Origin of the sequence: Afifella sp. JA880 (assembly GCF_025379905.1) — a bacterium.
GTDB lineage: Bacteria > Pseudomonadota > Alphaproteobacteria > Rhizobiales > Afifellaceae > Afifella > Afifella aestuarii.
This window is the reverse complement of the sequence record NZ_JAOANH010000002.1, coordinates 205,163-227,963: the sequence shown is the minus strand read 5'-3', so window position 1 is coordinate 227,963 and position 22,801 is coordinate 205,163. Positions and strand designations below refer to the sequence as shown.

Annotated in this window: 21 protein-coding genes and 1 other RNA gene; 11 read left to right on the top strand and 11 right to left on the bottom strand. The window is 64.4% G+C overall.

Annotation, left to right across the window (positions count from 1 at the left end; translation table 11 throughout):
- Positions 1-16: 16 nt before the first annotated feature.
- Positions 17-1,420 carry an FAD-binding oxidoreductase gene (locus NYQ83_RS09300; protein ID WP_261214287.1) on the top strand — a complete coding sequence of 468 codons (1,404 nt, stop codon included), beginning with the start codon at positions 17-19 and terminating at the stop codon, positions 1,418-1,420.
- The gene (locus tag NYQ83_RS09295; RefSeq protein ID WP_314733305.1) at positions 1,395-5,282 is read left to right on the top strand and encodes an AsmA family protein; all 3,888 of its coding nucleotides are present in this window, start codon (positions 1,395-1,397) and stop codon (positions 5,280-5,282) included. The genes NYQ83_RS09300 and NYQ83_RS09295 overlap by 26 nt, the downstream gene beginning before the upstream one ends.
- 3 nt (positions 5,283-5,285) lie before the next feature.
- Here NYQ83_RS09295 and NYQ83_RS09290 read toward each other — a convergent pair whose 3' ends face one another.
- The 8 genes from NYQ83_RS09290 to NYQ83_RS09255 form a co-directional block, all read right to left on the bottom strand.
- Positions 5,286-5,504 (bottom strand): ribbon-helix-helix domain-containing protein, encoded by a 219-nt coding sequence (locus NYQ83_RS09290; RefSeq protein WP_261214285.1) that lies wholly within the window; start codon positions 5,502-5,504, stop codon positions 5,286-5,288.
- A gap of 30 nt (positions 5,505-5,534) precedes the next feature.
- Positions 5,535-6,305, bottom strand: coding sequence for a hypothetical protein (locus NYQ83_RS09285; protein ID WP_261214283.1), 771 nt, complete (start codon positions 6,303-6,305; stop codon positions 5,535-5,537).
- 7 nt (positions 6,306-6,312) lie between these two features.
- Complete coding sequence (locus tag NYQ83_RS09280; protein WP_261214282.1) at positions 6,313-6,513, bottom strand: DUF4169 family protein; 201 nt, start codon at positions 6,511-6,513, stop codon at positions 6,313-6,315.
- A gap of 10 nt (positions 6,514-6,523) precedes the next feature.
- The gene (gene fumC, locus NYQ83_RS09275) at positions 6,524-7,918 is read right to left on the bottom strand and encodes a class II fumarate hydratase (protein WP_261214281.1); all 1,395 of its coding nucleotides are present in this window, start codon (positions 7,916-7,918) and stop codon (positions 6,524-6,526) included.
- 111 nt (positions 7,919-8,029) lie between these two features.
- Positions 8,030-8,608 (bottom strand): SspB family protein, encoded by a 579-nt coding sequence (locus tag NYQ83_RS09270; protein ID WP_261214280.1) that lies wholly within the window; start codon positions 8,606-8,608, stop codon positions 8,030-8,032.
- 92 nt (positions 8,609-8,700) lie between these two features.
- Positions 8,701-9,092, bottom strand: a transfer-messenger RNA (tmRNA) gene (ssrA, locus tag NYQ83_RS09265).
- Between the two features lie 68 nt (positions 9,093-9,160).
- Complete coding sequence (gene rrtA / locus NYQ83_RS09260) at positions 9,161-9,802, bottom strand: rhombosortase (protein ID WP_261214279.1); 642 nt, start codon at positions 9,800-9,802, stop codon at positions 9,161-9,163.
- A complete protein-coding gene (locus NYQ83_RS09255) occupies positions 9,802-11,913 on the bottom strand; it encodes a VIT and vWA domain-containing protein (RefSeq protein ID WP_261214278.1) in 2,112 nt (703 codons plus the stop codon). Before NYQ83_RS09255 ends, rrtA begins: the two co-directional genes overlap by 1 nt.
- 126 nt (positions 11,914-12,039) lie before the next feature.
- Between NYQ83_RS09255 and NYQ83_RS09250 the strand changes: the two genes are divergently transcribed.
- The 7 genes from NYQ83_RS09250 to NYQ83_RS09220 all read left to right on the top strand — a co-directional run bounded on the left by NYQ83_RS09250 (position 12,040) and on the right by NYQ83_RS09220 (position 18,381).
- Entirely contained in the window at positions 12,040-12,684 is a 645-nt protein-coding gene (locus NYQ83_RS09250) for a TetR/AcrR family transcriptional regulator (RefSeq protein ID WP_261214277.1), read from the top strand.
- Positions 12,685-12,768: 84 nt separating this feature from the next.
- Positions 12,769-13,563 carry a thymidylate synthase gene (locus NYQ83_RS09245; RefSeq protein WP_261214276.1) on the top strand — a complete coding sequence of 265 codons (795 nt, stop codon included), beginning with the start codon at positions 12,769-12,771 and terminating at the stop codon, positions 13,561-13,563.
- Positions 13,560-14,072, top strand: a complete 513-nt coding sequence (locus NYQ83_RS09240) for a dihydrofolate reductase (RefSeq protein ID WP_261214274.1) — start codon at positions 13,560-13,562, stop codon at positions 14,070-14,072. Before NYQ83_RS09245 ends, NYQ83_RS09240 begins: the two co-directional genes overlap by 4 nt.
- Positions 14,073-14,295: 223 nt before the next feature.
- Positions 14,296-15,438: an FtsH protease activity modulator HflK gene (gene hflK / locus NYQ83_RS09235; protein WP_128291566.1), complete on the top strand. Its 1,143-nt coding sequence runs from the start codon at positions 14,296-14,298 to the stop codon at positions 15,436-15,438.
- Entirely contained in the window at positions 15,435-16,634 is a 1,200-nt protein-coding gene (gene hflC / locus NYQ83_RS09230) for a protease modulator HflC (protein ID WP_128291567.1), read from the top strand. The genes hflK and hflC overlap by 4 nt, the downstream gene beginning before the upstream one ends.
- On the top strand, positions 16,631-16,816 hold the full coding sequence (locus NYQ83_RS09225; RefSeq protein WP_092811084.1) for a DUF2065 domain-containing protein: 186 nt from the start codon (positions 16,631-16,633) through the stop codon (positions 16,814-16,816). The genes hflC and NYQ83_RS09225 overlap by 4 nt, the downstream gene beginning before the upstream one ends.
- A gap of 44 nt (positions 16,817-16,860) precedes the next feature.
- A complete protein-coding gene (locus NYQ83_RS09220) occupies positions 16,861-18,381 on the top strand; it encodes a DegQ family serine endoprotease (protein WP_128291568.1) in 1,521 nt (506 codons plus the stop codon).
- Positions 18,382-18,383: 2 nt separating this feature from the next.
- Here the strand turns inward: NYQ83_RS09220 and NYQ83_RS09215 are convergent, their stop codons facing one another.
- Entirely contained in the window at positions 18,384-18,950 is a 567-nt protein-coding gene (locus NYQ83_RS09215; RefSeq protein WP_128291569.1) for a GNAT family N-acetyltransferase, read from the bottom strand.
- Positions 18,947-19,861, bottom strand: coding sequence for a phosphoserine phosphatase SerB (gene serB / locus NYQ83_RS09210; protein ID WP_261214271.1), 915 nt, complete (start codon positions 19,859-19,861; stop codon positions 18,947-18,949). Before serB ends, NYQ83_RS09215 begins: the two co-directional genes overlap by 4 nt.
- Between serB and miaA the strand changes: the two genes are divergently transcribed.
- Complete coding sequence (miaA, locus tag NYQ83_RS09205; RefSeq protein ID WP_261214270.1) at positions 19,860-20,774, top strand: tRNA (adenosine(37)-N6)-dimethylallyltransferase MiaA; 915 nt, start codon at positions 19,860-19,862, stop codon at positions 20,772-20,774. The genes serB and miaA overlap by 2 nt on opposite strands.
- Before the next feature lie 27 nt (positions 20,775-20,801).
- Here miaA and NYQ83_RS09200 read toward each other — a convergent pair whose 3' ends face one another.
- Positions 20,802-22,244: a sensor histidine kinase gene (locus NYQ83_RS09200; protein WP_261214269.1), complete on the bottom strand. Its 1,443-nt coding sequence runs from the start codon at positions 22,242-22,244 to the stop codon at positions 20,802-20,804.
- Positions 22,245-22,366: 122 nt separating this feature from the next.
- Between NYQ83_RS09200 and NYQ83_RS09195 the strand changes: the two genes are divergently transcribed.
- Complete coding sequence (locus NYQ83_RS09195; protein ID WP_261214268.1) at positions 22,367-22,765, top strand: hypothetical protein; 399 nt, start codon at positions 22,367-22,369, stop codon at positions 22,763-22,765.
- The last annotated feature ends 36 nt before the right edge of the window (positions 22,766-22,801 follow it).

Sequence of the window (22,801 nt, the reverse complement as noted above, 5' to 3'; positions counted from 1 at the left end):
GCATCGGGAGCCGAATATGGCCATCGCAGACGCGCTTTCTCGCAACGAAGACGGTATTGCTACCGCGCTTGGTATTCTCGCACAGCGTTTCGGGGAGCGCTTTTCCACCTCCGCCGCGGTTCGTGAGCATCACGGCCACACCACGACGTGGATCACCAATCAGCCCCCCGACGGCGTGGTCTTCGTGCATTCCACCGAAGAAGTCGCCGAAGTGGTGCGCGTCTGCGCCGAGCATCATGTGCCGATCATCCCGTTCGGCACCGGGTCGTCTCTCGAAGGCCATCTCAACGCCCCGGCGGGCGGCGTCTCGATCGACCTCTCCTCGATGAACCGAATCCTTGCCGTGCATCCCGAAGATCTCGACTGCGTCGTCGAGCCAGGCGTCACGCGCAAGCAGTTGAACGAGCATCTGCGTGATACCGGGCTTTTCTTCCCGATCGATCCGGGGGCGGATGCGAGCCTCGGCGGCATGGCCTCGACGCGCGCCTCCGGCACCAATGCGGTCCGTTACGGTACCATGAAGGACAATGTCCTCAACCTCACGGCGGTCATGCCGGATGGTGCAATCGTGCGCACGGCGCAGCGGGCGAAGAAGACCTCGGCCGGTTATGATCTCACCCGGCTTCTGGTGGGGGCGGAGGGCACGCTCGGCGTCATCACGGAATTGACGTTGCGGCTGCAGGGAATCCCCGAGGCGATCTCGGCCGGCGTGTGCAGCTTTCCGGATGTGGAATCGGCCTGCAACACCGTCATCGCCACCATCCAAAGCGGCATCCCGATGGCGCGGATCGAGCTCCTCGATACGCTGCAGATGCGGGCGTGCAATGCCTATTCCAAGCTCGATTACCCCGAGGCGCCGACGCTCTTCCTGGAATTCCACGGAACCACGGCCGGTGTGAAGGAGCAGGCGGAGCTCTTTGGCGACATCGCGGAGGAATTCGGCGGTGGAAATTTCTCCTGGACGACGCGCCAGGAGGACAGAGCCAGGCTCTGGCAGGCGCGCCACGACGCCTATTGGGCGGCGATCTCGCTGCGTCCGGGGACAAAGGCCTTTGCAACGGACGCCTGCGTTCCGCTTTCAAGGCTGGCCGATTGCGTGCGCGGCACGATGGACGACATCGCCGAACTCGGCCTCATCGCGCCCATCGTCGGCCATGTCGGCGACGGCAATTTCCATGTGTCGGCTTTGATCGACATGGACGATCCGGCGGAACTCGACAAGGCGCAGCAGCTTTCGGCGCGCATCAGTGCCCGAGCGATCGGGATGGATGGAACATGCACCGGTGAACACGGGATCGGTCAGGGCAAGCGCGCTTATCTGGAGCAGGAGCTCGGCCCCGCTCTCGATGTCATGCGTGCCGTCAAACGCGCGATCGATCCGCAGAACATCATGAATCCGGGTAAGATCATCCGTCTCTAGGTCGGATCGAGACCGTCGCGGAGACGGGCGGAGAGGGAGAGTTGTTCTGGGAAGGCTTTATGTCGCGATAGGCCTCGCCATCATTGCGGTGCTCTTCACCGCACTGATCGGGCCGTACCTCGTTGATTGGAGCGCCTACCGGCAGGATTTCGAGGAAAAGGCCTCGGCGAGCCTGGGCGTGCCGGTCAAGGTGCGTGGCGATGCCGACCTTTCAATCCTGCCGACGCCGAGTTTGCGCCTCGCGGACGTCCGGGTCGGACCTTCCGAGGCGCCGATCCTGACGCTGGGGCGCCTGCGCGCCAAGGTGGAGCTTACCGGTCTCCTCAAGGGCGAGATCAACATCATTTCGGTTCAGCTCGATCGGCCGCGATTGACGCTGGACGTTGCCGATCTCGCTCATGCGGGGGGGCGGATGCGGATCGGCCGCTTCGGGCCCGAGCAGATCTCGCTCGACGAGATGGACATTCGCAACGGCGAGGTCGACCTCAGGGACAGCCGGCGCGGCGCCTCCTGGCGCATCGGCGAGATCAATGCGCTCATGCAGGCGCGCTCGCTGGAAGGACCCGGGCATTTGCAGGGCGGCTTCCGGCTCGGCGGCGACTCCTACAGCATCGATGTCGGGGTCGGACGGCTGGCCGACGGCCGTATGCCTTTGAAAGCGAGCCTGATACCGGCAGCAAAACCTCTGGTGCTGACGGTCGCCGGCGATCTCGTCACAGATGGCGAGGATGGCCTCGCCTTGAAGGGCAGCTTCGATCTTTCCGGCCTCAAGCCGGACACGGAAGCTGCGCCCGAGCAACCGCAATCGCCGCTCGCGCTTTTGCGGACGAAGGGCGAGTTCGAGCTCACAAGCGAAAAGCTCGCCTCGGAAGACTTCACCTTTGCCTACGGGCCGGAAGCGAACGCGGTGCAGGCGACCGGCCATGGCGAACTCGCATTCGTGCCGGAACCGCGCTTCGCCATTGCACTCGATGCGCGGCAGATCGATCTCGATCGGGCGCTCGGGGGCGGTGCAGGCAAACCGATCGCTATCGAGAAAGCAGCCGAGAGGCTTGTCGCCGGACTCACGGATCTGCCGAGGCCCGCGGTTCCCGGCACATTGAACCTCGACGCGCAAGGCGTCGTCGTCGGCGGCAGCGTCATTCAGGCGGTCGGGACCGATGTGAAGCCGACAAAGAGCGGCTGGAGAGTGGACATCCTGTCCGCGGTGCTGCCTGGGGCGACCCGTATCGATGTGAGCGGCGACATCGATACGGCGACGCCGACTTTCCACGGCCACGGCCGGATCGCTTCGGAGCGTCCCGCGGCCTTTGCCGCCTGGTGGCGCGGCGATGCGGGGGAGGCGGTGCGCCTCGACCGGTTCCGGGTGGAGGCGGATCTCGATCTGTCGCAACGCCGGCAGACGGCGCAGAATCTGGTCGCGGAGATCAACGACGGGACGATCGACGGGGCGATTTCCATGCGCCGTTTCGCGCGCACAGGAGAAACATTTGCCGACGTGACGCTGAGCGCCGAGAATGTGGCACTCGAAGAGGCCGAGGCGGTCACGGGCCTTCTCGCCGGAGACGATCTGCGCAATGGCAATTTTGCCCGTGTGGCGATGTCGCTTGCAGCGCAGAACCTTTCTGTCGGCGGGGCGGAGGCGGCCTCCGTCAACCTGGAAGGGGTCTTGACCGGCGACAGTCTAGATATTGCCACCTTGTCGATCGCCGATCTCGCCGGTGCCGATATCAATGCCTCGGGTCGGATCGAGAACTTCTTCGCGGCGCCGCGGGGCCGGCTTTCGGCCGATATCGTGGCTGAGAACCTTTCAGGCGCGGCGGCTTTTCTGCGGGGTCTTCTGCCACAGAGCCCGCTTGCGGAACGTCTGGTCGCGCGCGCCGACGCGCTGTCGCCGGTCGATGCCAGTCTGGTCGCGACCGCAGAGACGGATGGCGCGCAGACGCTGGAGCTTTCCGGCAACTTTGCCGGAACGCGCCTGACGCTGACGGCCGATGGGCGTGGCGGCTTCAACGATCCGGATGAGCTTTCCGGGCAGGCCGATCTCCTCGTGCAATCGCAGGATTCGGCATCTCTGCTTGCACAGCTCGGCCTCGACGTCGTGCCGTTGCCCGGGAGTGGCCCGGCTCGGTTAAGCCTGAAAATGAATGGATCGGCCGGCGAGGGTGCCGATCTCGAGGCGAGGGGACGTGTCGCCGGCATCGATTTCGGCTTTGACGGGCGCGGCGAGTTCGGTGGCGATACGCCCTCTCTTGCGGGTCCGCTGACGCTTTCGGCCGACGATGTCGATCCTACCCTCCTTCTTGCCGGTGTGGCGCTGCCCGGGATCGGCGAAGGCCACGCTCTGGCGGCGAGCGGGCCGTTCAAGCTCTCGGGCGGCACGGCCGAGCTCGATCTCGAGAATGCGTCTTTCGATGGGCAGTCGATTGGCGGTGTTCTGACCGCTCAAGCGGATGGCGGCCTGGCGATCGGCGGCGATCTTCGTCTGCAGAACGTCTCTTTGCCATTTCTCCTGGCTGCGCCATTCGGGATCACGCCCACCTATGTGGAGGAGGCGTGGCCGACTCAGGCTTTCGCCCCGGCTCTGCCCAGTGGGATTTCTCTCGATCTCGCCGTCAAGGCGCAGGAGGGGGCGACGGGGCTCGCAATGCCTCTGCGCAATCCGGCCTTCAAGCTTCGTTACGATGGGGGACGTCTGCGCCTCGATCAACTCACCGGCGGTTTTGCCGGCGGCGAGCTCAGCGGCGCTCTGTCGGCAGGCGGCGGCGAGGGTGCCCAGCCGCTGACGTTGCAGCTGTCTCTCAAGGATGCGGTTCTCGCCGAACTCGTCTGGCACGAAGACGGCCGTCCTGTTGCCGCGGGGCGGCTTTCCTCGTCGCTCGAGCTGATGGGGCGCGGCCGGTCTTTCTCCGGCATGGTCTCCGCCTTGAACGGGAGCGGCTCCTTCACCCTGCGCGACGGTCTACTGCGGTATCTGAACCCGCAGGCTTTCGGCTCCGTCATTCGCGCCGCCGATGCCGGACTGAAGCTTGAACGTCAACCGGTTGCGGCCGCGTTTTCTGGCCATCTCGATGCCGGCACGCTTTTCTTCGATGAGGCGACGGGCTCGTTCTCGGTCACCTCCGGGACGGCGCGTCTGTCGACGCTGCAGGTGGAGGGGAGCGAAAGCGCGACCGTTCTCGGCAACGCTTCGATCGACTTGAACCGGATGCAGCTCGCCTCCGACTGGTCCTTGAAGGTCGATCCCGGCCAGGATGCGGTGACGGGCGCGCAGCCCGAAGTCGGGATCGTCTTTTCCGGGCCTCTTGCCGATCCGGGCCGTCATATCGACATCACGCCCTTCCTCGGCTTTCTGACGGTGCGCGCCTTCGAACAGGAGGTGGAGCGGGTCGAGAAGCTTCAGAACGAAATCCTGGAAGGCGAGAGGTTGCGTCGCGAGCTAAAGCGCCAGCGCGAAGAGAAACAGCGCCAGGAGCGCGAGAAGGCGGCCCAGGCTGCAGCAGAGAAGGAGGCGGCCGAGAAGGCGGCTGCAGAGAGGGCGGCGGAGGAGGCGGCTGAGCGGGCCGAAGAGGCGGCTGAGAAAACAGCTCCCGGCGTGCAGCAAGGCGAGGCGGACGCGGCCCGGCCCGACGCTCCATCAGGGGATGGAACGCAAGGGAATGGCACCCAAGAGCGCCCGGAAAAGCCCGAAGCGAGAAGTTCGGCGCCGCAGCCGCAGGGCTCAGAAACAGATCAGGAGACGTTCGGGCGTCGGCTCGGCCGCATTCTGGATGAGCCTGTTCCGGAGGCCCCCACCGTGATCACACCGGAACGTGGCGGCAGCGGCGCGCCGCTCGACCTCCTGCCGTCGCTGTCGGAATAAGCTTCAGCCGTTCTCTTCCAGCCGGTGCTGGAGATCCTCAAGAACGGCAATGCGCAGCGCGGAGGAGAGGTTGTCGGTCTCCCGCCGCGCATCGATTTCCTCGATCAGAGCGGCAAGCGGCATGTCGCGCGTTGCGGCCATCGCCTTCAGCTCGGTCCAGAAGGGATCCTCCAGACTGACGCTCGTGCGATGTCCGGCGATGACGACGGAGCGCTTTTTCACATCGTGACGACGGGCAGGGCCGTGCTCCGTTCAGTTCCCGGAGCCGGGCAGAGGCAGAAGGGCCTCAGGCGGGGGCGGCGGGGTGATGCGGATCGTCGGGTTCGGCTCCACCGAACTGTCGGGTTGCAGGGGTGCCGGGTCTTCCGAGGACGGCGGCACAGGCGTGGATGCCGGCTTCGTGCAGGCGGAGCGCATCGTACGCAATGCCGCTGCCGATCCCTTTAAGGTGAGATCGAGGCGCTGTTGACCGACCGCGACGTTGAGGCTGTCGCCGACGGACAGCGCGTAGAGGAGAGGGTCGCTCTCCTTGATCGTCACTTCCGGGACGAAGCCGCCATAGAGCTCGCTCTGGTGCAGGCGCCCGTCGCGGCGGAAGATATCCCGATCGACCTCGAACGCGACTTCGACGAGATCGCCTTCCAGCGCGCTCTCGATGGCAATGGTCGGGCGAACTGTGATGTCGCCGCCCGCAAGCGTGCAGCTGATGTCGAGCGGCACGTCATCGCACTGATCGCAACCCGCGATGAAGGCGGCGGCCCCACTGTCGGTAAGAGAGGAGCGCCAGGAATAAGAACCGCCACTCGGCTCAGTGGACTCTGATGCCGTCGGCGCCTGTGTGCCGCTCTGATCCGGGGTTCCGGTCTGAGGCTGCGCTTGCGGCTGCTGGCTGGGTGAAGGCTCTGTCTGAGGCGGCACCTGCATCGGGATTTGCCGGATGGTGCCGGGCGCCTGATCCTGCGCGAGCGCCGTCGACGGCGTGGCGAGAAGCGACAAAGCGAGAAGGCGAGACATCATCTGCATGGCAACCTCATGGTTTCTCCTCGCCCTCAGGCGGTCTGCTGCGGAAATGGCCGTCCAGACGATGCGCCTCCTGGGCGAGCTCGTCACGCTCTCTCTGCCGTTCGGCCGTGCTTAGCCCGTGCCGCCGGCGGTTTTCCGCAGCGTCTTTTTCCTTGGCCTGACGCGCCGCCCGTTTGCGGGCGGTGCGCAGATTGACGATCTCGGCCATGGGCTCCTGCTCAGCGCGGCCCGATCATGTTTTCCGGGCGGACGATCTGGTCGAATTCCTCCGGCGTGACGAAGCCGAGGCCGACGGCCTCTTCCTTCAAGGTCGTGCCGTTCTTGTGCGCCGTCTTGGCGACCTTGGTGGCGTTGTCGTAGCCGATCTTCGGCGCGAGTGCCGTCACCAGCATCAAGGAGCGCTGCATCAATTCCGAAATGCGCTCTTCATTCGCCTGAATGCCCACCACGCATTTGTCGGCGAAGGACCGGCAGGCGCCGGCGAGGAGATCGATCGACTGCAGCATGTTGTAGGCGAGGACCGGCTTGTAGACGTTGAGCTCGAAATGCCCCTGGCTGCCGGCAATGCCGATCGTGGTGTTGTTGCCCATCACCTGAGCGCAGACCATGGTCATCGCTTCGCACTGGGTCGGATTGACCTTGCCCGGCATGATCGAGGAGCCCGGCTCATTTTCCGGCAGGATCAGTTCGCCAAGACCGGAGCGCGGGCCCGAACCGAGAAAACGAATGTCGTTGGCGATCTTGAAGAGCGACACGGCGAGCGTGTTGATCGCGCCATGGGCCGAGACATAGGCGTCGTGGGTCGCAAGCGCCTCGAATTTGTTGGGCGCGGTACGGAAGGGCAGGCCCGTCGATTCGGCGACAGCGGCTGCGAATTTCTCGGCGAATTCCGGCTTGGTGTTGAGCCCGGTGCCGACCGCCGTCCCGCCCTGGGCGAGTTCGAAGAGATAGTCGACGCCTTCGCGCACACGGCGCAGACCGTAATCGAGCTGGGCGACGTAGCCGGAGAATTCCTGGCCGAGCGTGACGGGCGTCGCGTCCTGCGTATGGGTGCGGCCGATCTTGATGATGTCGGCGAAGGCGCGCTTGCGGTCGCGCAGAGCCTCGCGCAGATGTTCGACCGCCGGAATGAGGTGGTGCACGATCTCTTCCGCCGCCGCAATATGCATCGCCGTAGGGAAGGTGTCGTTGGAGGACTGGCTGCGGTTGACGTGGTCGTTCGGGTGGACCGGGTCTTTCGAGCCGAGCGTGCCGCCGAGCATCTCGATCGCACGATTGGCGATGACCTCGTTGGCGTTCATGTTGCTCTGGGTGCCCGAGCCCGTCTGCCAGATGACGAGCGGGAAATTGTCATCGAACTTGCCAGAGGCGACTTCCTGGCCGGCTGCGGAAATCGCGTCGGCGAGGCGGGGCTCGAGGTTGCCGAGGTCCTTGTTGACCTGCGCGGCCGCGCTCTTGATCAGGCCGAGTGCGCGGATGAGCGGCTTTGGCATCCGCTCATGGCCGATTTCGAAATTCTTGAGCGAGCGCGCGGTCTGTGCGCCCCAGTATTTGTCGGAAGGAACTTCCAGGGGGCCGAAGGAATCGGTCTCGGTACGCGTGCTCTCTGTCATGGTCGGGTCCGCCAGTTTTTCGGCCTTTTCCCATTGGCGGGCGCCGCAGGCAAGAGCCGGAGGCGGGAAAGAGGCTTTCAACCGACGGAGAACAGAAAAAGACGCGGACGCTCAGCCGTTTTTCTTGCGGAATGCGTCGAGAGAGACGACTTCGGCGCCCTCTTTGCCATCCTCGCCTTCGGCAGACGCCTCTGCGGTCTCCGCGCTTCCTTCCTTGCGCTCCATGACCGCCGGCGGAAGAGGGCTCGGCATCAGGCCGGGCTGTTCCTCTTCGCCAGGGAGCAGCCCTGGCATCGCCTCAGCCTCCGCGGCGGCGAGATTTTCGCCCTCCGTCTCCGGCACGTCGAACTTCAGGCCGAAGCTCGCATGCGGATCGACGAAAGCCTTGATCGCGCGGAAGGGGACGAGAAGACGTTCCGGTACGCCGTTGAAGGAGAGGCCGACCTCGAAGGTCGTCTCCGTGACGTTGAGGTCCCAGAACTGGTGCTGGAGGACGATGGTCATCTCTTCGGGGTACTGCGCCCTGAGGCGCGAGGAGATGCGCACGCCGGGATGACGGGTCTCGAAGGTCACGAAGAAATGGTGCTCACCGGGCAATCCGGTTTGCGCCACCTCGCCGATCACCTTGCGGATGACCTGCCTCAGCGCGTCCTGAGTGAGAATGTCGTAACGAATGAGGTCGCTTGCCATTGAGCAAAATTAGGTTGGCCGCGCGCGACGGGCAATATGCGCCAGGACGTTTCGGCCCCTCTGACACCGATTTGCAACGGCATGGAAAACGAAATGGAGGCTTCTGTTGCCAGGTGCCTCCGGACCCCGCCTGACGGGGCTAACCGCCAGGGCTTGAATCGAAGCAGTCAGGCTGCATTACGCAGCGAGACGAGCCTCAGCATAGTTGTCATTCGCAACTACAAGTTTTGGTCCGATAACGGTGGTACCATACCGAGCGAAAGTTCTACCTTTACACCCTCGTCGATCCTATTTCGCCCCCATCAACAGCGGCCCCTTGCAGGGAATCCGGCTTCTCCAGGCTCTCTGCCCTGGGCCGTTGATGGTGGAGGCGCCGGGTACCGCCCCCGGGTCCGATAGGCTTATTCCGTAGACCATTTATCGCCATAGTCGGCTTGCGCCGACGCGAGCCAATATAAGCGGTCCCTGCCGAATTTCAAAGGCTTGCCTGCACCGACTTCTGAGACGCGATAGGATTTCTCTGGAGCCCGGCCTCGCGATCGCCGAGTCTTCTCAGGTGTTTGCGCCTACCGGCTGCGAAAGCGATTCAGGATCTTCATCCGAAATTCGTGACGGTCCGGAAAGAGCGACGAGACAGCCGGCGAGAAGTCCCGCCACATGGGCGCCGAGATGCGGGGGCCAGGCGAGACCTGCTGAGAAGATCGGGCCGAAGGCCGCCTCCCACGCGATCTTCGCGACGTTTGCCGCCAGTGCGAAAAGCCAGATTCTTTCGCGCGTCTCTTTCCACAGGCCGAGGGTGAGCGCCGCATAGAGCGTATTGAGGACGGCCGAGAGGCCGCAATAGCGCAGTGTGTCGGGGAAGACGGCGAGGAGGGTGGCCGTGACCGCCAGACCGCCGAAGCCGAAAATGTGGAGGGCGAGCCGGCGCGGGCCGCCGAAAGGTGCGAGCTCGTAGGCGATGCCGAGCGCCAGAAGGGCACCCAGATTGTAGCCGAGATGGTGCAGGTCGAGATGAACGAGATGGCCGGTGACGAGCCGCCAGACCTCGCCAGCTTCGATCGCAGCCCGATCATAGACGAGGCCGGATGGCGTGCCGCCGGCGAGGGCGTAGAGAGCGGCGGTCAGGGCTGCGAGGCCGAGGGTGAACCACGGCAGGCGAGGCCTGCCGTGGAACGCGTTTGCGGGCGCATGCATCAGGCGGTCTCCCGCCGGCGCAAACGGAGCGTGCCGCAGAGAACGAGGATTGCGAGGATGAGGCCCGGCAGGCCAATGGCGCCGGAGCCGCCTGAGCCACCGCCCGAATGGGAGGGACGCGGGGCGTCGAACATCGGGGCCTGGGTATCGACCCGGGTCGACGGTGCCGGCGCGCTCATGCGCTTCTCGCGTGCCGTCTCCTCGACAGCGAGCCGATCACGGTTGCTGCGATCGATCGCCAGCTCCTCGAACCGCTCGTCGCGCACCACCAGCATGGAGGTGAAGGGGGAGAGGATGCCGTATTCCTTGGAGGTGTCGATGACCGATTGCTTGACGTCGGCGTCGCTGCCCAAGAGGTCGAGCTTGCGAAGCTCCTGCTCGATTTCGGCAAAGGCCCAAAGCCGCTCCAGCTCCGGGTTGAGGTTCGCCGTCTCGGGGAAGGCGAAGCTGGCTTCATAAGAAACCGGCTTGCCGGAAATCTCGCCGGAAAGCGTCAGCTCCGCGTCGCCGGCGCCGCGGTAATGGCCGAAGAGGACCATCTGTTCGCCGCGATAGAGGGTGCGGATGCCTTTGCGGCGGAGATCGTCGATGGTGAGGCCGCTACCGGACGGGTCGAGATCGAGCTTCACGCCATGAAGCGCCTCGTGGGTCACTTTTGCCGTCGCCTGCAAGAGGACGCCGATGATGTCGTCGGAATTGGAGACCGCGCTCGCGAAGCCGCCCGATTCCAATGTCATCGGCTCAAGCAGCGGGCGGTTGGCGCTGTTGCCCATGATGGCGGTGAAGAGACGCACATCCTGCTCTTTCACCAGAGCGAGAAAATCCTTCACCTCCGTGCGGCCGACATTGGCGACGCCGTCGGTGACGAGGACGAGGGCGCTCGTGCGGTCGGCGTCGGCCGCGTCGAGGCCGAGCTTGAGGCCGTCGTAGAGGTTGGTGCCACCCTCAGCGTCGACGTTCCGCACCCATTCGAGAGCCTGCGAAATGCTCTCCTCATTGGCATTCATGAAGCCGTGGGTGAGTTCGCGGGCGCTGTCATTGAAATAGACGATGCGGAAGCGGTCGTCGGGATTGAGCTGGCCGAGGGCGCGCGAGACGCCTTCCGTGAGGCTCGACATCTTGCCGCCCATGGAGCCGGAGCGATCGAGCACAAAGATGAAGTCGCGGCCTTCGGTGATCGGCTTTAAATCCATGCCGGGCGTCAGCGTCAGCATGAAGGTGCCGCGGCCATCGCTCTCCGGTTTGTAGGCGAGCATGTCGACGCGGGCCGGCTCGTTCTCGGCCTGGCGCCAATAAACGACGATGTCGGTGTCGAGTTTGAAGCTCGGTGTGGGCTGTGCGGTCGCCGGCGCGTCCTCGTCGGCAGGCGCGGCGTCGTCGACAGGAGCGGAATCCGCTTTGGGGGTGGCGGCCGCGTTGTCGATATGGACGCGCCAGCCGCCATCCGGATCCTTTGAGATGGCGGCGTCCGGATGGGCCGGGAGGCGCAGGGCCTCGACCGTATAGTCGGTGCGCAGGTGGAGATCGAAGCTGAAGCGGCCCGTGACGGTTTCGTTCGCGGTCCAGAAGGCGAGCTTGTCGTCGTCAACGCCGCCTTCTTCCAGCGGATAGACGAAGCGGCCGATGCCGGTGTCGAGCTTCGCCGGCTGGATGTAGGCGAGGCGGATCTTGACGTCCTTTCCCGCCCGCACGGGCCAGACGGTCATGTCGAAGGTCTTGTAGGCGTCCTGCTCGGCAATTGCCGTTTCACGACCGGCCGCCTTCTCGCCCTCGTAGATCTTTCGGGCCTCCTCCTTCTCCAGGACTTCGGCCGTCACCGGCTTGCCGTCGATCCAGTAGGTGAATTCCGACACGGCCGCGCGTTCCGGAACCGGGAAGGAGTAGATCGCCTCCATGTCTTCGGCGTTCGGATTGGCAAAGGTCTGTTCGACCGTGACGACGGCATAGCCGCCTTCCACCACCACATCGACCGCCTGGTCGCGCAGATCGAGGGCGGGCGTCCCGTCCTTCGGCGTCATCAGACCGGCCGCATCGGCGGCCGGGGCTGTGGCGACGACGCCGAGCGCCAGGCCGGCCGCGAGCGTGAGCCGTTTCAGGGTTTGCGTGATCATCCTCGTCTCCATCCTTGAACAACGTTCATGAACATTGTTCATCTCTAGCTGATATGTGAACATGGTTCAAGCCCGAGTGGCGGCATTGTGCGAACTGCGCTAAGCGGAAGTGCAGGAGGGTCGAATTTGGCCGAGGTTTCTGGCACGCGGCGGCGGAGCGCCGACATCAGGTCCGCCATGATCGACGCGGCGGAGCGCATCGTCAGCGAGGAAGGCGTGTCGGCCGTCACGGCTCGGCGCGTCGCCTCCGAAGTCGGCGTTGCCGTCGGCACCACCTATAACGTCTTCGAAAATCTCGGCGCGCTGATTGCGGCCGTGAATGCCCGCACATTTGCGGCACTTGCCGAGACGATGTCGGAGGTGGAGGTCGAAGGCCGCGCGACGCGCGAGGTGCTGCTCGACTTCGCCGATCGCTACGCCGACTTCGTCCATCGGAACGAGCGCCGCTGGCTCGCCGTCTTCGAGACGGAAATGCCTGCCGACGGAGCCGAGCCGCCGAATCAGCCAACGGTCGACCGTCTCTTCGCCACGCTGGAGCGGGCGATCCGCGCACATGACCGGCGCATCGACGACAAGCTTGCCAGCCAGTCGGCGCGGGGCCTGTGGGCGGCCGTCCACGGGCTTCTCATCCTTTCCGCCGCCGGCCGTCTCGGCGCCATCCGCCTCGACAGCGTGCGGCCGACCATCGAGCATCTCGTCCAATGCCACCTTGCCGGGCTCGAAGAGCTGGTGAAGCGGCGCAAGGACGGCGACCAGCTGCCAATGTTCTGAATTCTCTTGCGAACTGAGCCAATGTGACGGCCCGTGGAAGATCGACGCTCGGACGGGGCCTGAGAATCACGCTAGGTATTCTTGATGCAGCAATATCTCGATCTCCTCCGGCGCGTGCTCGATGAGGGCAGCGTCAAGGGCGACCGCACCGGAACCGGCACGCGCTCCGTCTTCGGCCACCAGATGCGCTTCGACCTCGCGGACGGCTTTCCGTTGCTCACGACGAAGAAGCTGCATCTGAAATCGATCATTCACGAACTTCTGTGGTTCCTCGCCGGCGACACCAACATCCGCTATCTGAATGACAACGGCGTGCGGATCTGGAACGAATGGGCCGACGAGAACGGCGATCTCGGACCGGTCTATGGCCGGCAATGGCGCTCCTGGGCGACCCCAGACGGGCGCCAGATCGACCAGATATCTCAAGTGGTTGAGACCATCCGTTCGAATCCTGATTCACGCCGGATGATCGTCACGGCCTGGAACCCGGCCGATGTCGATCAGATGGCGCTGCCGCCCTGTCATTGCCTGTTCCAGTTCTACGTCGCCGACGGGAAACTTTCCTGTCAGCTCTATCAGCGCTCGGCCGACGTGTTTCTGGGCGTGCCCTTCAACATCGCCTCCTATGCGCTTCTCACCTTGATGATGGCGCAGGTGACGGGGCTCGAGCCGGGCGATTTCATCCACACCTTTGGCGACGCGCATCTCTACGCCAACCATGTGGAGCAGGCGAAGCTGCAGCTGTCGCGCACGCCGCGGTCGCTGCCGCGCATGGACCTCAATCCCGCCGTCGGCTCGATCTTCGATTTCACCTACGACGATTTTCACCTGGAGGGATACGATCCTCATCCGCATATCGCGGCGAAGGTGGCAGTGTGACGGCGCGCAAAATCTCTCTCGTCGTTGCGGTGGCGCGCAACGGCATCATCGGACGAGATGGCGGGCTGCCCTGGCGCGTGCGCGGCGACATGAAGCGTTTTCGGGCCGTCACCATGGGCAAGCCCATCATTATGGGGCGGCGAACCTGGGAGAGCCTGAAGGGGCCGCTTCCCGGCCGCAGCAATCTCGTCGTCACCCGCCAGGAAGTTTATGAGGCGCCGGGCGCGACGACGGCTCGCTCCTTCGAGGACGCGCTTGCGTTGGCCGAAGATGAGGCGGAACGGCTCAACGCCGATGAAATCTGCGTGATCGGCGGGGCCGGGATCTTTGCCGCGGCGCTTCCGCACGCCTCTCTGCTCCACTGGACGGAAATCGCGGCAGAACCCGAGGGAGACGTTGCGTTTCCGCCTTTCGAGCGCACCGAGTGGCATGAGATTTCCTGCGATCGGCTGCCTGCGCATGAGGGCGACACGGCGGAAGCCGTCTACCGGCTGTTGGAACGGAGATGACGCAATTGCCTCGGCGACGCTTGCGCTGGCTTTCCCGCTATCCCATGTGGCCCGCGGCACCAGCATCTCTCTATGGCAAATCGGTTTCGGCGATCGCCCTAGCAGCATGACGGTGGCCAGCGGATTGGCGGTTCGCATCCGCAGACGGGCGGGCGTTGATGGGCGGGCAGGGCTCGCCTATAACCGCGCGCAAGGCGCGGATGGGGTCAAACGAGGAGGCTAAATGCCCTGGAGTAACAACAATAACGGTGGTGGCCCGTGGGGTAATCCCGGCGGTGGCAACCGTGGCGGACCTTGGGGGTCTGGGCCGCAGCCGTCCGGCCCACAGCAGCCGGATCTTGAAGATCTCATTCGACGCGGTCAGGACAAGCTGCGCGGCATGTTTCCGAATGGCGGCCGCGGCAATCTTGCGATCGCAGCGGTCGTTGCGATCATACTGGTCGCCATCTGGCTGACCAACGCGATCTACACGGTACAGCCGGACGAGCTTGGTCAGGAATTGGTGTTCGGCAAGCCGAAGCCGCAGGTCGAGGAACCGGGCCTGCATTTCCATCTGTGGCCGTTCGAGACCGTGGAAATCGTCACCATCCGGCAGCGCCGCGAGACGATCGGCACGAGTTCTGCGCGCAACAACGACCCCAACAGCCTCATGCTGTCGGGCGATCAGAACATCGTCGACGTGGTTTTCACCGTGATCTGGCGGGTGAGCAGCCCCAAGGATTTCCTCTTCAACGTCGCCGATCCCGAGGGCTTCGTACGCCGCGTCGCCGAGAGCGCCATGCGCGAATATGTCGGCCGCTCGCGCGCCGAAGAGGTGCGCACGGAACGTCGCGCGGAAGTCGAGGATCAGGTCCGCGCCCTTTTGCAGGGCACGCTCGACAATTACGGCGCCGGCATCACCATTGTGGGTGTTCAGCTCGAACGCGCCGATCCTCCGTCTGAGGTCGCGGATGCCTTCGAAGAAGTGCAGCGTGCCCAGCAGGATCTCGATCGCTACCAGCGCGAGGCCGAGCAATACGCGAACAAGCGGCTCGGTGAAGCGCGGGGTGAGGCGTCGAAAACCCGCGAGGCCGGCCGCGCCTTCAAGGAATCGACGATCGCCGAAGCTCAGGGTGAGGCTCAACGCTTCATCTCCGTCTTCAACGAATACCGGCTCGCGCCGGAGGTGACGCGCAAGCGCATCTATCTGGAAACGCTGGAGGGCGTGCTGCGGGACTCCAACAAGGTCATCATGGAAACGGACGGAAACGGCTCGGGTGTCGTGCCTTATCTGCCGCTGAACGATCTGCCGGCCAGCAATGCGCGTAGATCCTCATCGTCCAATTCAAGCAGCTCGCGCACGAGCCAGCAGGGGAGCAATCAATGAGGCGTTTGTGGATTCTCCTCGTCGCAGCGATCTTGATCCTGATTCTGGTCTATTCCTCCATCTTCGTCGTCAACGAGCGGCAGCAGGCCCTGGTCCTGCGTTTCGGTGAGATCAACCGGGTGATCAAGGAGCCCGGGCTCTACTTCAAGATCCCGACCAATTTCGTGGAGACGGTGCAGATCATCGAGGATCGGCTCCTGTCGTTCGATCTCGAAAACATCCGCGTGCAGGTGCGCGATGGCCGGCGCTATCTCGTCGATGCGTTCCTCGCCTACAAGATCGTCGATCCGCGCAAATTCCGGGAAAACGTTTCGGGTTCGCTCGAAGTCGCCCAGCAGAACCTGCAGACAAGGCTCGATGCCTCTCTGCGGCGGGTCTACGGTCAGCGCTCCTTCGAGGCTGCCCTGTCGGCAGAACGCGTCGCGATGATGGTGGAAGTACGTGATCAGCTCCGCCCGCTTGCCGTCGATCTCGGTATCGAAATCGTCGACGTGCGCATCAAGCGGACCGATCTTCTTCCCGAGGTGTCGCAGCAGACCTTCGATCGGATGAAGGCGGAACGTCTCGCAGAGGCGGCGGAGCTTCGCGCTCGCGGTACGGAGCAGGCGGCCCGCATCAGGGCCGAGGCCGATCGCGAGGCGCAGGTGACGGTCGCCGAGGCGAGCCGCGATGCCGATATCCTCCGCGGTGAGGGCGAAGCGCAGCGCAACTCAATCTTCGCGAACGCCTATGGTCAGGACGAAAACTTCTTCGAGTTCTATCGCTCGATGAGGGCCTACCAGAACGCGATCCAGGGCACCGGCACGACGATGCTCTTGAAGCCGGATTCGGAGTTCTTCCGCTATTTCCAGGATGCGGTGCCGAGCGGTTCATTGCCCGCACCCCAGCCTGGACCGGCGCAACCCGCCGCCACCCCGAATGGGGCCGGCGGGGCGGATGCGACCGGAACGGACGGGCCTCAGGATTCGGGGGCTGCCTCGGCTGATGACGAGAGCGGTGCCCAGAGCGAAGGCGAGGGGAGCAACACCTCGCCTTCGGGCGCGTCTGCGGGTGCCGCGGATGGGGCGTCTTCGTCTCCGTCCGACGGTACGTCCGGCACCGACGGGACGAGCCCCGCCAGCCCTGATTCCAATGGCGACGCCGGCGAGCCGGGTGTGCCGACGGGCGAACCGACGCCGACCGCCATCCCGCAATGAGCGACCTGTTCGCCGCCTTCGGCCTCGTTCTTGCCCTGGAAGGTGCGTTATACGCGCTATTTCCTGACTTCATGAAGCGAGTGGCCGAACAGGCGGTGGCTAGTCCGAGCGACATGCTCAGAACCGTCGGCCTGGTTTCGGCGGGTTTCGGAGTTGCCCTCGTCTGGTTGGCTCGAGGTTGAGCAAGCGAGGCGGGGGCATAACGTCGGCTTGAGGAGGTTGTTTGATGGGTGAGCGCAATTCGGTCAGCATGGTCGCGCGGACCGGCATCGGCCTTGTCCTTGCGGCGATGGTGACGCTGACAGCCAGCCTCGCCGCCGCCCGACCCGTGCCGGAGAGTTTTGCCGATCTGGCGGAAAGCCTCCTCGATTCCGTCGTCAACATATCGACTTCGCAACGGGTGCGCGCCTCACGCGGCATTCCGGTTCCGGAGGTCCCCGAAGGCTCACCCTTCCAGGAGTTCTTCGAAGATTTCTTCAATCGCAATCAGAGCGAGGGCGAGCAGCCCTCGCGACGGGTGCAGTCTTTGGGCTCCGGCTTCGTGCTGGATTCCTCGGGGCTCATCGTCACCAACAACCACGTCATCGCCGACGCCGACGAGATCGTCGCGAACTTCGCCGACGGCACGAAGCTCGAAGCCGAGGTCGTCGGACGTGACACCAAGACCGATCTCGCGCTTCTCAAGGTGAACCCGCCGCATCCGCTCAAGGCGGTCGAATTCGGCGATTCGGAGCATCTGCGCATCGGTGATTGGGTGATGGCGATCGGCAATCCGTTTGGATTCGGCGGCACCGTCACGGTGGGTATCGTCTCGGCGCTCGAACGCGACATCAATTCAGGGCCATACGACAAATTCATTCAGACCGATGCCTCGATCAACCGCGGCAATTCGGGCGGTCCCCTGTTCAACCTCGACGGCAAGGTCGTCGGCATCAACACGGCGATCATTTCGCCGACCGGCGGATCGATCGGCATCGGATTTGCCGTTCCGGCCGAAATCGCCATGCCGGTCATCGAGCAGCTTCGCGAATTCGGCGAAACGCGCCGCGGCTGGCTCGGCGTGCGGATCCAGGAAGTCACGGACGAAATCGCCGAAAGCCTCGGCATGGACAAGGCCGAAGGTGCGCTGATCGCCGGCGTGACCGATGGCGGGCCGGCGGCGGAAGCGGGCATTCAGCCCGGCGACGTCATCATCAATTTCGACGGACGTCAGGTTGCGTCGATGCGCGAATTGCCGGGCATCGTGGCCGATACGCCGGTCGGCAAGGACGTTGAGGTCACGCTTCTGCGCAAGGGCGAGAAACTGACGGTCACCGCGCGCCTGGGCCGGCTCGAGGAAGAGCAGACGGTTTCGACGCTTTCCGGTGACGACACGCCCGGCTCCGATATGGACACCGACGAAGCGGTCCAGACGCTCGGCCTGACGCTCGAGGTTTTGAGCGACGACGCGCGGAGCGAATACGGGATTGCCGACGATATCGAAGGGGTTCTCATCTCTGCGGTGGAGCCCGGGAGTGTCGCGGAGGAAAACCAGATCGCAGCCGGAGACGTCATCGTCGAAGTGAGCCAGGAGGCCGTCACCGAGCCCGAAGACGTTACGGCGCGCATCGAGCGGCTGCGGGCTCAGGACCGGCAGTCGGCTCTCTTTCTGATCGCCAGTCCAGACGGCGACCTGCGTTTCGTGGCGATCCGGCTCGACGATCAGCCGTCAGAAGATACCCCGGCCGAGGAGAGCCCTGAGCAATAATCTCAGGCTCTCTGGCGCTGCCGAGCCTCCCACGCGTCGCGCGTGATCGAATAGGCCACGTGCGGCCGCAGAGCGGAGTTCTCGCGCAAAAGCGGGTGGTCGAAATCCTTGGCGCGGTCGCGCAACATGCCGATCCGCTCCATGACGCGGCGCGATTTGACATTGGCCGGGACGGTGAAAGAGATCACCTCGTTGAGGGCAAGCGGACCGAAGGCATAGGCGAGGCTTTCGGTCGCCGCTTCCGTGGCATAGCCCTTGCCCCATTCGGCGCGTTTCAGCCGCCAGCCCACTTCCACGGCGGGCGTGAAAGGCGCCTCGAAATCCGTGTGCTGCAGCCCCGCGAAGCCGACCGGCTCTCCGTCCGTCTTCCGCTCCAGCACCCAGAAGCCGAAGGTATGGACCAAAAAATGGCCCTTCAGGTTCTCGAAGATGGCGTCGGATTCCGCCCGGCTGCGGGTCGTCTCGAAGAAGCGCATCACCTCCGGGTCGGCGTTGAGATCGGCCCAGAAATCGCGGTCGCTCTCTTGCCAGGGGCGCAGGATCAGGCGCTCTGTTTCAAGTCTGGTCATGCCTCACCCGCCTCTGCCTCATGGAATTCCTCACGCGTATAGCCCTGGAGATAAAGAAGGGCGGTGAGGTCGCCATGGCGAATGTCGGCATCCGCTTCGCGCACCAGGGCCGGCTTGCCGTGCAGGGCGACACCCAGACCTGCGAGCGCAATCATTCCGACATCGTTGGCTCCGTCACCGACGGCGATGACATCCTCTGCCGCGAGGTCGTGACGGGCGAGGGTCGCCTTCAGCGTTTCGACCTTGGCGTTGCGGCCGAGGATCGGTTCGGCGACCTTGCCGGTGAAACGGCCGTCTTCGTGGAGAAGGCGGTTGGCGTGGAATTCTTGGATGCCGAGCATTTTGGCGATTTTCTCGGCAAAAATGGTGAAGCCGCCGGAGACCAGAACGGTGTGAGCGCCCGCGGCGCGCATGGTGGCGACCAGCGTCCGCCCGCCTGTCTTCAAAGTGATGCGTTCCGCCAGAACGCGGTCTGCCACGTCGACCGGAAGATTTTTGAGAAGGCCGACCCGCTCTTTGAGTGCCGGCTCGAAAGCGAGTTCGCCGGCCATCGCGCGGGCTGTGATGTCGGCCACATGTTCTCCAATGCCCGCCTCGGCCGCCAACTCGTCGATGCATTCCTGGTCGATGAGGGTGGAATCCATGTCGGCGATCAAAAGCCGCTTGCGCCGGTTCGCCGCCGGCATGGCGGCCACATCGATGGCGCCCGGGCCGATCACCTGCCGTGCCGCGGCGAGGGCCGATGCGCTCATGCCGGCAAACGGCAGGTCGCAGGCTTCACCTTCACACAGCCATTTCGGGTTGCCCGCCGCAAGGCCGGCCCGGCCGAGCTCGGCCGTCACTGCGACGATCAGCTCCTCGGTGACAGGCGCTTTCCGTTTCGAGCCGATCAGCGTTAGGACGGACTGCATGAGAATTGATCCTGAACATGTGGCGGAAGGCGAGGTCGTGCTGATAGCGGGGCCTACGGCGAGCGGCAAGACACAGCTTGCGCTCGATTTGGCCGAGGGGCTTCACGCGCGGGGCCGCCGAGCCGTGGTCGTCAACGCCGATGCCATGCAGGTTTACCGCGATCTCCGGGTGTTGACGGCACGTCCGCAGCCTTCCGAGATGCGCGATCTGGAGCATCGACTTTTCGGGCATGTCGATGCGGCGGACCGCTATTCTGTCGGTCGCTGGCTGTCGGAGGTCGGTGCCGTCCTCTCTGCCGTGCAGGAGGAGGGAGCGACCGCCATATTCGTGGGCGGGACCGGCCTTTATCTAAAGGCTCTGACGGAAGGCCTTTCTCCGATCCCGGAGATTGCGCCCGAAATTCGCGACGAGGTGCGGGCGCGCGCCGAGCGGGAAGGCAGCGATGCCATGCTCCGCTGGCTAGAGACGCTCGACCCGCGGGCGGCGGGGACCGTCAGGCCCGGCGACACCCAAAGGGCCGTGCGGGCGGTCGAAGTGAAGCTTTCGACAGGACGCTCGCTCCTCGATTGGCAGAACGAGACGCGCGAGCCGGCGCTCGTGAGCGAGGCGAAACGCTTCATCCTGCTGCCGCAGCGCGAGGCGGTCTACCGGGCGATCGACAGGCGCTTCGGCGTGATGATCGACGAAGGTGCGCTTGAAGAAGTCCAGGCGTTGATGGCGCGCGATCTTGCGGCCGATCTGCCGGCGATGAAGGCGATCGGCGTGCGGCCGCTTTCCGCCTATCTGCGGGGCGAGATCGCTCTCACGGCTGCGGTCGAGCGGGGAAAGACGGAAAGCCGTCGCTATGCCAAACGGCAGCTGACCTGGCTGCGCCACCAATGCGGCGAGGGCTGGTGCGAGATCCACGCCTGATGGCGCTCCTCTGGTGGCAGCCGGTGCTCAGGCTGTCGCCGGCGGTGTGGCTTTCCGTGGAACGAACAGCCGATGTTTTGCGCCCGGGCGCGCTTCTCCCGGCGCCGCCGGCGTCGCCTCCATTTCGGCGCCGAGGCTGCGCGACATCGAGGAAACGATGACACGACCGAGGCCCGGCCCCTCGGTCTCGTCGAGCGCATAGCCGATGCCGTTGTCGACGATTTCGATCACGCAGCCCTTGGCCGGATCTTCGACCGCATAGGAGCGAATGAGGATTTCGCCGCGCTCGCCATCGGGAAACGCGTATTTGATGGCATTGGTGACGAGTTCGTTGACGATGATGCCGATCGACACAGCATCCTTGCTCGGCAATTGGAACGGTTCGGCCTCGAGTTTCAGCGTGATCGGCTTGCCCGCTGACAATTCCTGGAGGTCTTCCACGAGCGGCTCCAGATAGCCGTCGAGGCGAACCCAGTCGCGCCCGGCGAGAAGGTGCAGGCGACGCTGCGCCGAGGCGATGGCACCGATATGCTCGCGTGCGCCGTCGAGCACCGCTTTGGCCTCCTCGTTGTCGCTTTGACGGGCCTGCAAGGCGAGGATGGAGGACACCATCGACAGGTTGTTGCCGACGCGGTGATTGACGTCGCTCAACAAAGCTTCGGCGCGCTGGCGCTCGATTTCGAGCTCTGCCGTTCGTTCACGCACACGCGTCTCGAGCGACGCGTTGGTCTGGTTCAATTCGGCGATGTGCAAGCGCTCGACGCGCTGGATGGCGGTGGCAAGCCCCGCGGTCGCAAGCAGCGAGGCGGTGATGGCGAGAAGGAGCAGATTGCGGTTGCGCCGCTGCAGCGCCTGTCGCTGAGCGAGATGGCGGACTTCCTCCGCATCGAGCTCACGCAGCTGCTGCGCGATGCCATTGGAGATGGTGCGCCCCTGCTGTTCGACCTGGGCGCGGGCAGCGTCCCGCTGACCGGCCGCAAAAAGTTCGATCGTCTCATCCATCTGGTCGAGGCGCTGCCGGATAAGAGTGTTCGCGGCGTCGAGACGGGCGGTCTGGGGCGGATTGTCGGAGAGAAGATCGTGCAGTTTCTGGACCTGATCCGGCAACAGCGCCACGGCCGGCCGATAAGGGTTCAGATATGTCTGGTCGCCGGTGAGGAGATAGCCGCGTTGGGCGCCTTCCGCCTCCCGCAACGAGCCGAGAAGGGATTCGATCTCGCTGCGCACCCGCAAGGTATGTTCGACCCAGTCATCGGTGCGGTCGGCCCGTACGGTCAAAAAGAGAATCGCACCCACCGACAAGAGCAGCAGGCCGAAAAGCGCCATACGCGCGAGCATGATGCGGTTGCGGGCTCGGCCGAGTGCTGCGCGCCATTTGGAGTGGCGCTCGGGCGTCATGGTTACGTCCATCGTTCCGTCGATGCTCATCCGAGCCTGCCATCCCTCATCCTTGTCTGAGGCGGAACTCATCACGCATCGCGCCATTGGCAATAATGACAAGGAAAGATGACAGGGAAGGGGCGAGACAAATTGCGTTGTTTCCTAATGCTTAACCGCAGCAGGGAGGCAAAGGCAATCTCGCCGGTGTTATGATGGTGCAACAGGCTCGTATTCTTCTCGCAGAGAACCAGCCGCTGGTGGCACTCGATTTCGAATTCGCTCTTTGCGACGCGGGCTACGAGGTTCTCGGACCCGTCGGGGAGCTGACGGAAGGGCTGCGGCTCGCCGAGGAAACGAGGCCCGATGCCGCGGTTCTCGACGTTCAGCTTGCGGATGGGCACGTCTTCCCGCTGGCGCGAGCGCTGATGGCCGCGGGCGTGCCGATTATGTTCGTCACGGCACATGTCGCTGAAGAACGCATCTGGCCGGCGACCTTCCGGAATTGCCCGCGCCTTGGAAAGCCGGTCGATCCTGAGGTTTTCCGACGCACGGCAGCGGCGCTTCTCGCGTCCCGGGAGGAGGAGGCGCCGGCAGGCGTGGCTCTGGCATAAGATTCTTCCGCTTGACCTTGCGGTCGCATCACCCTA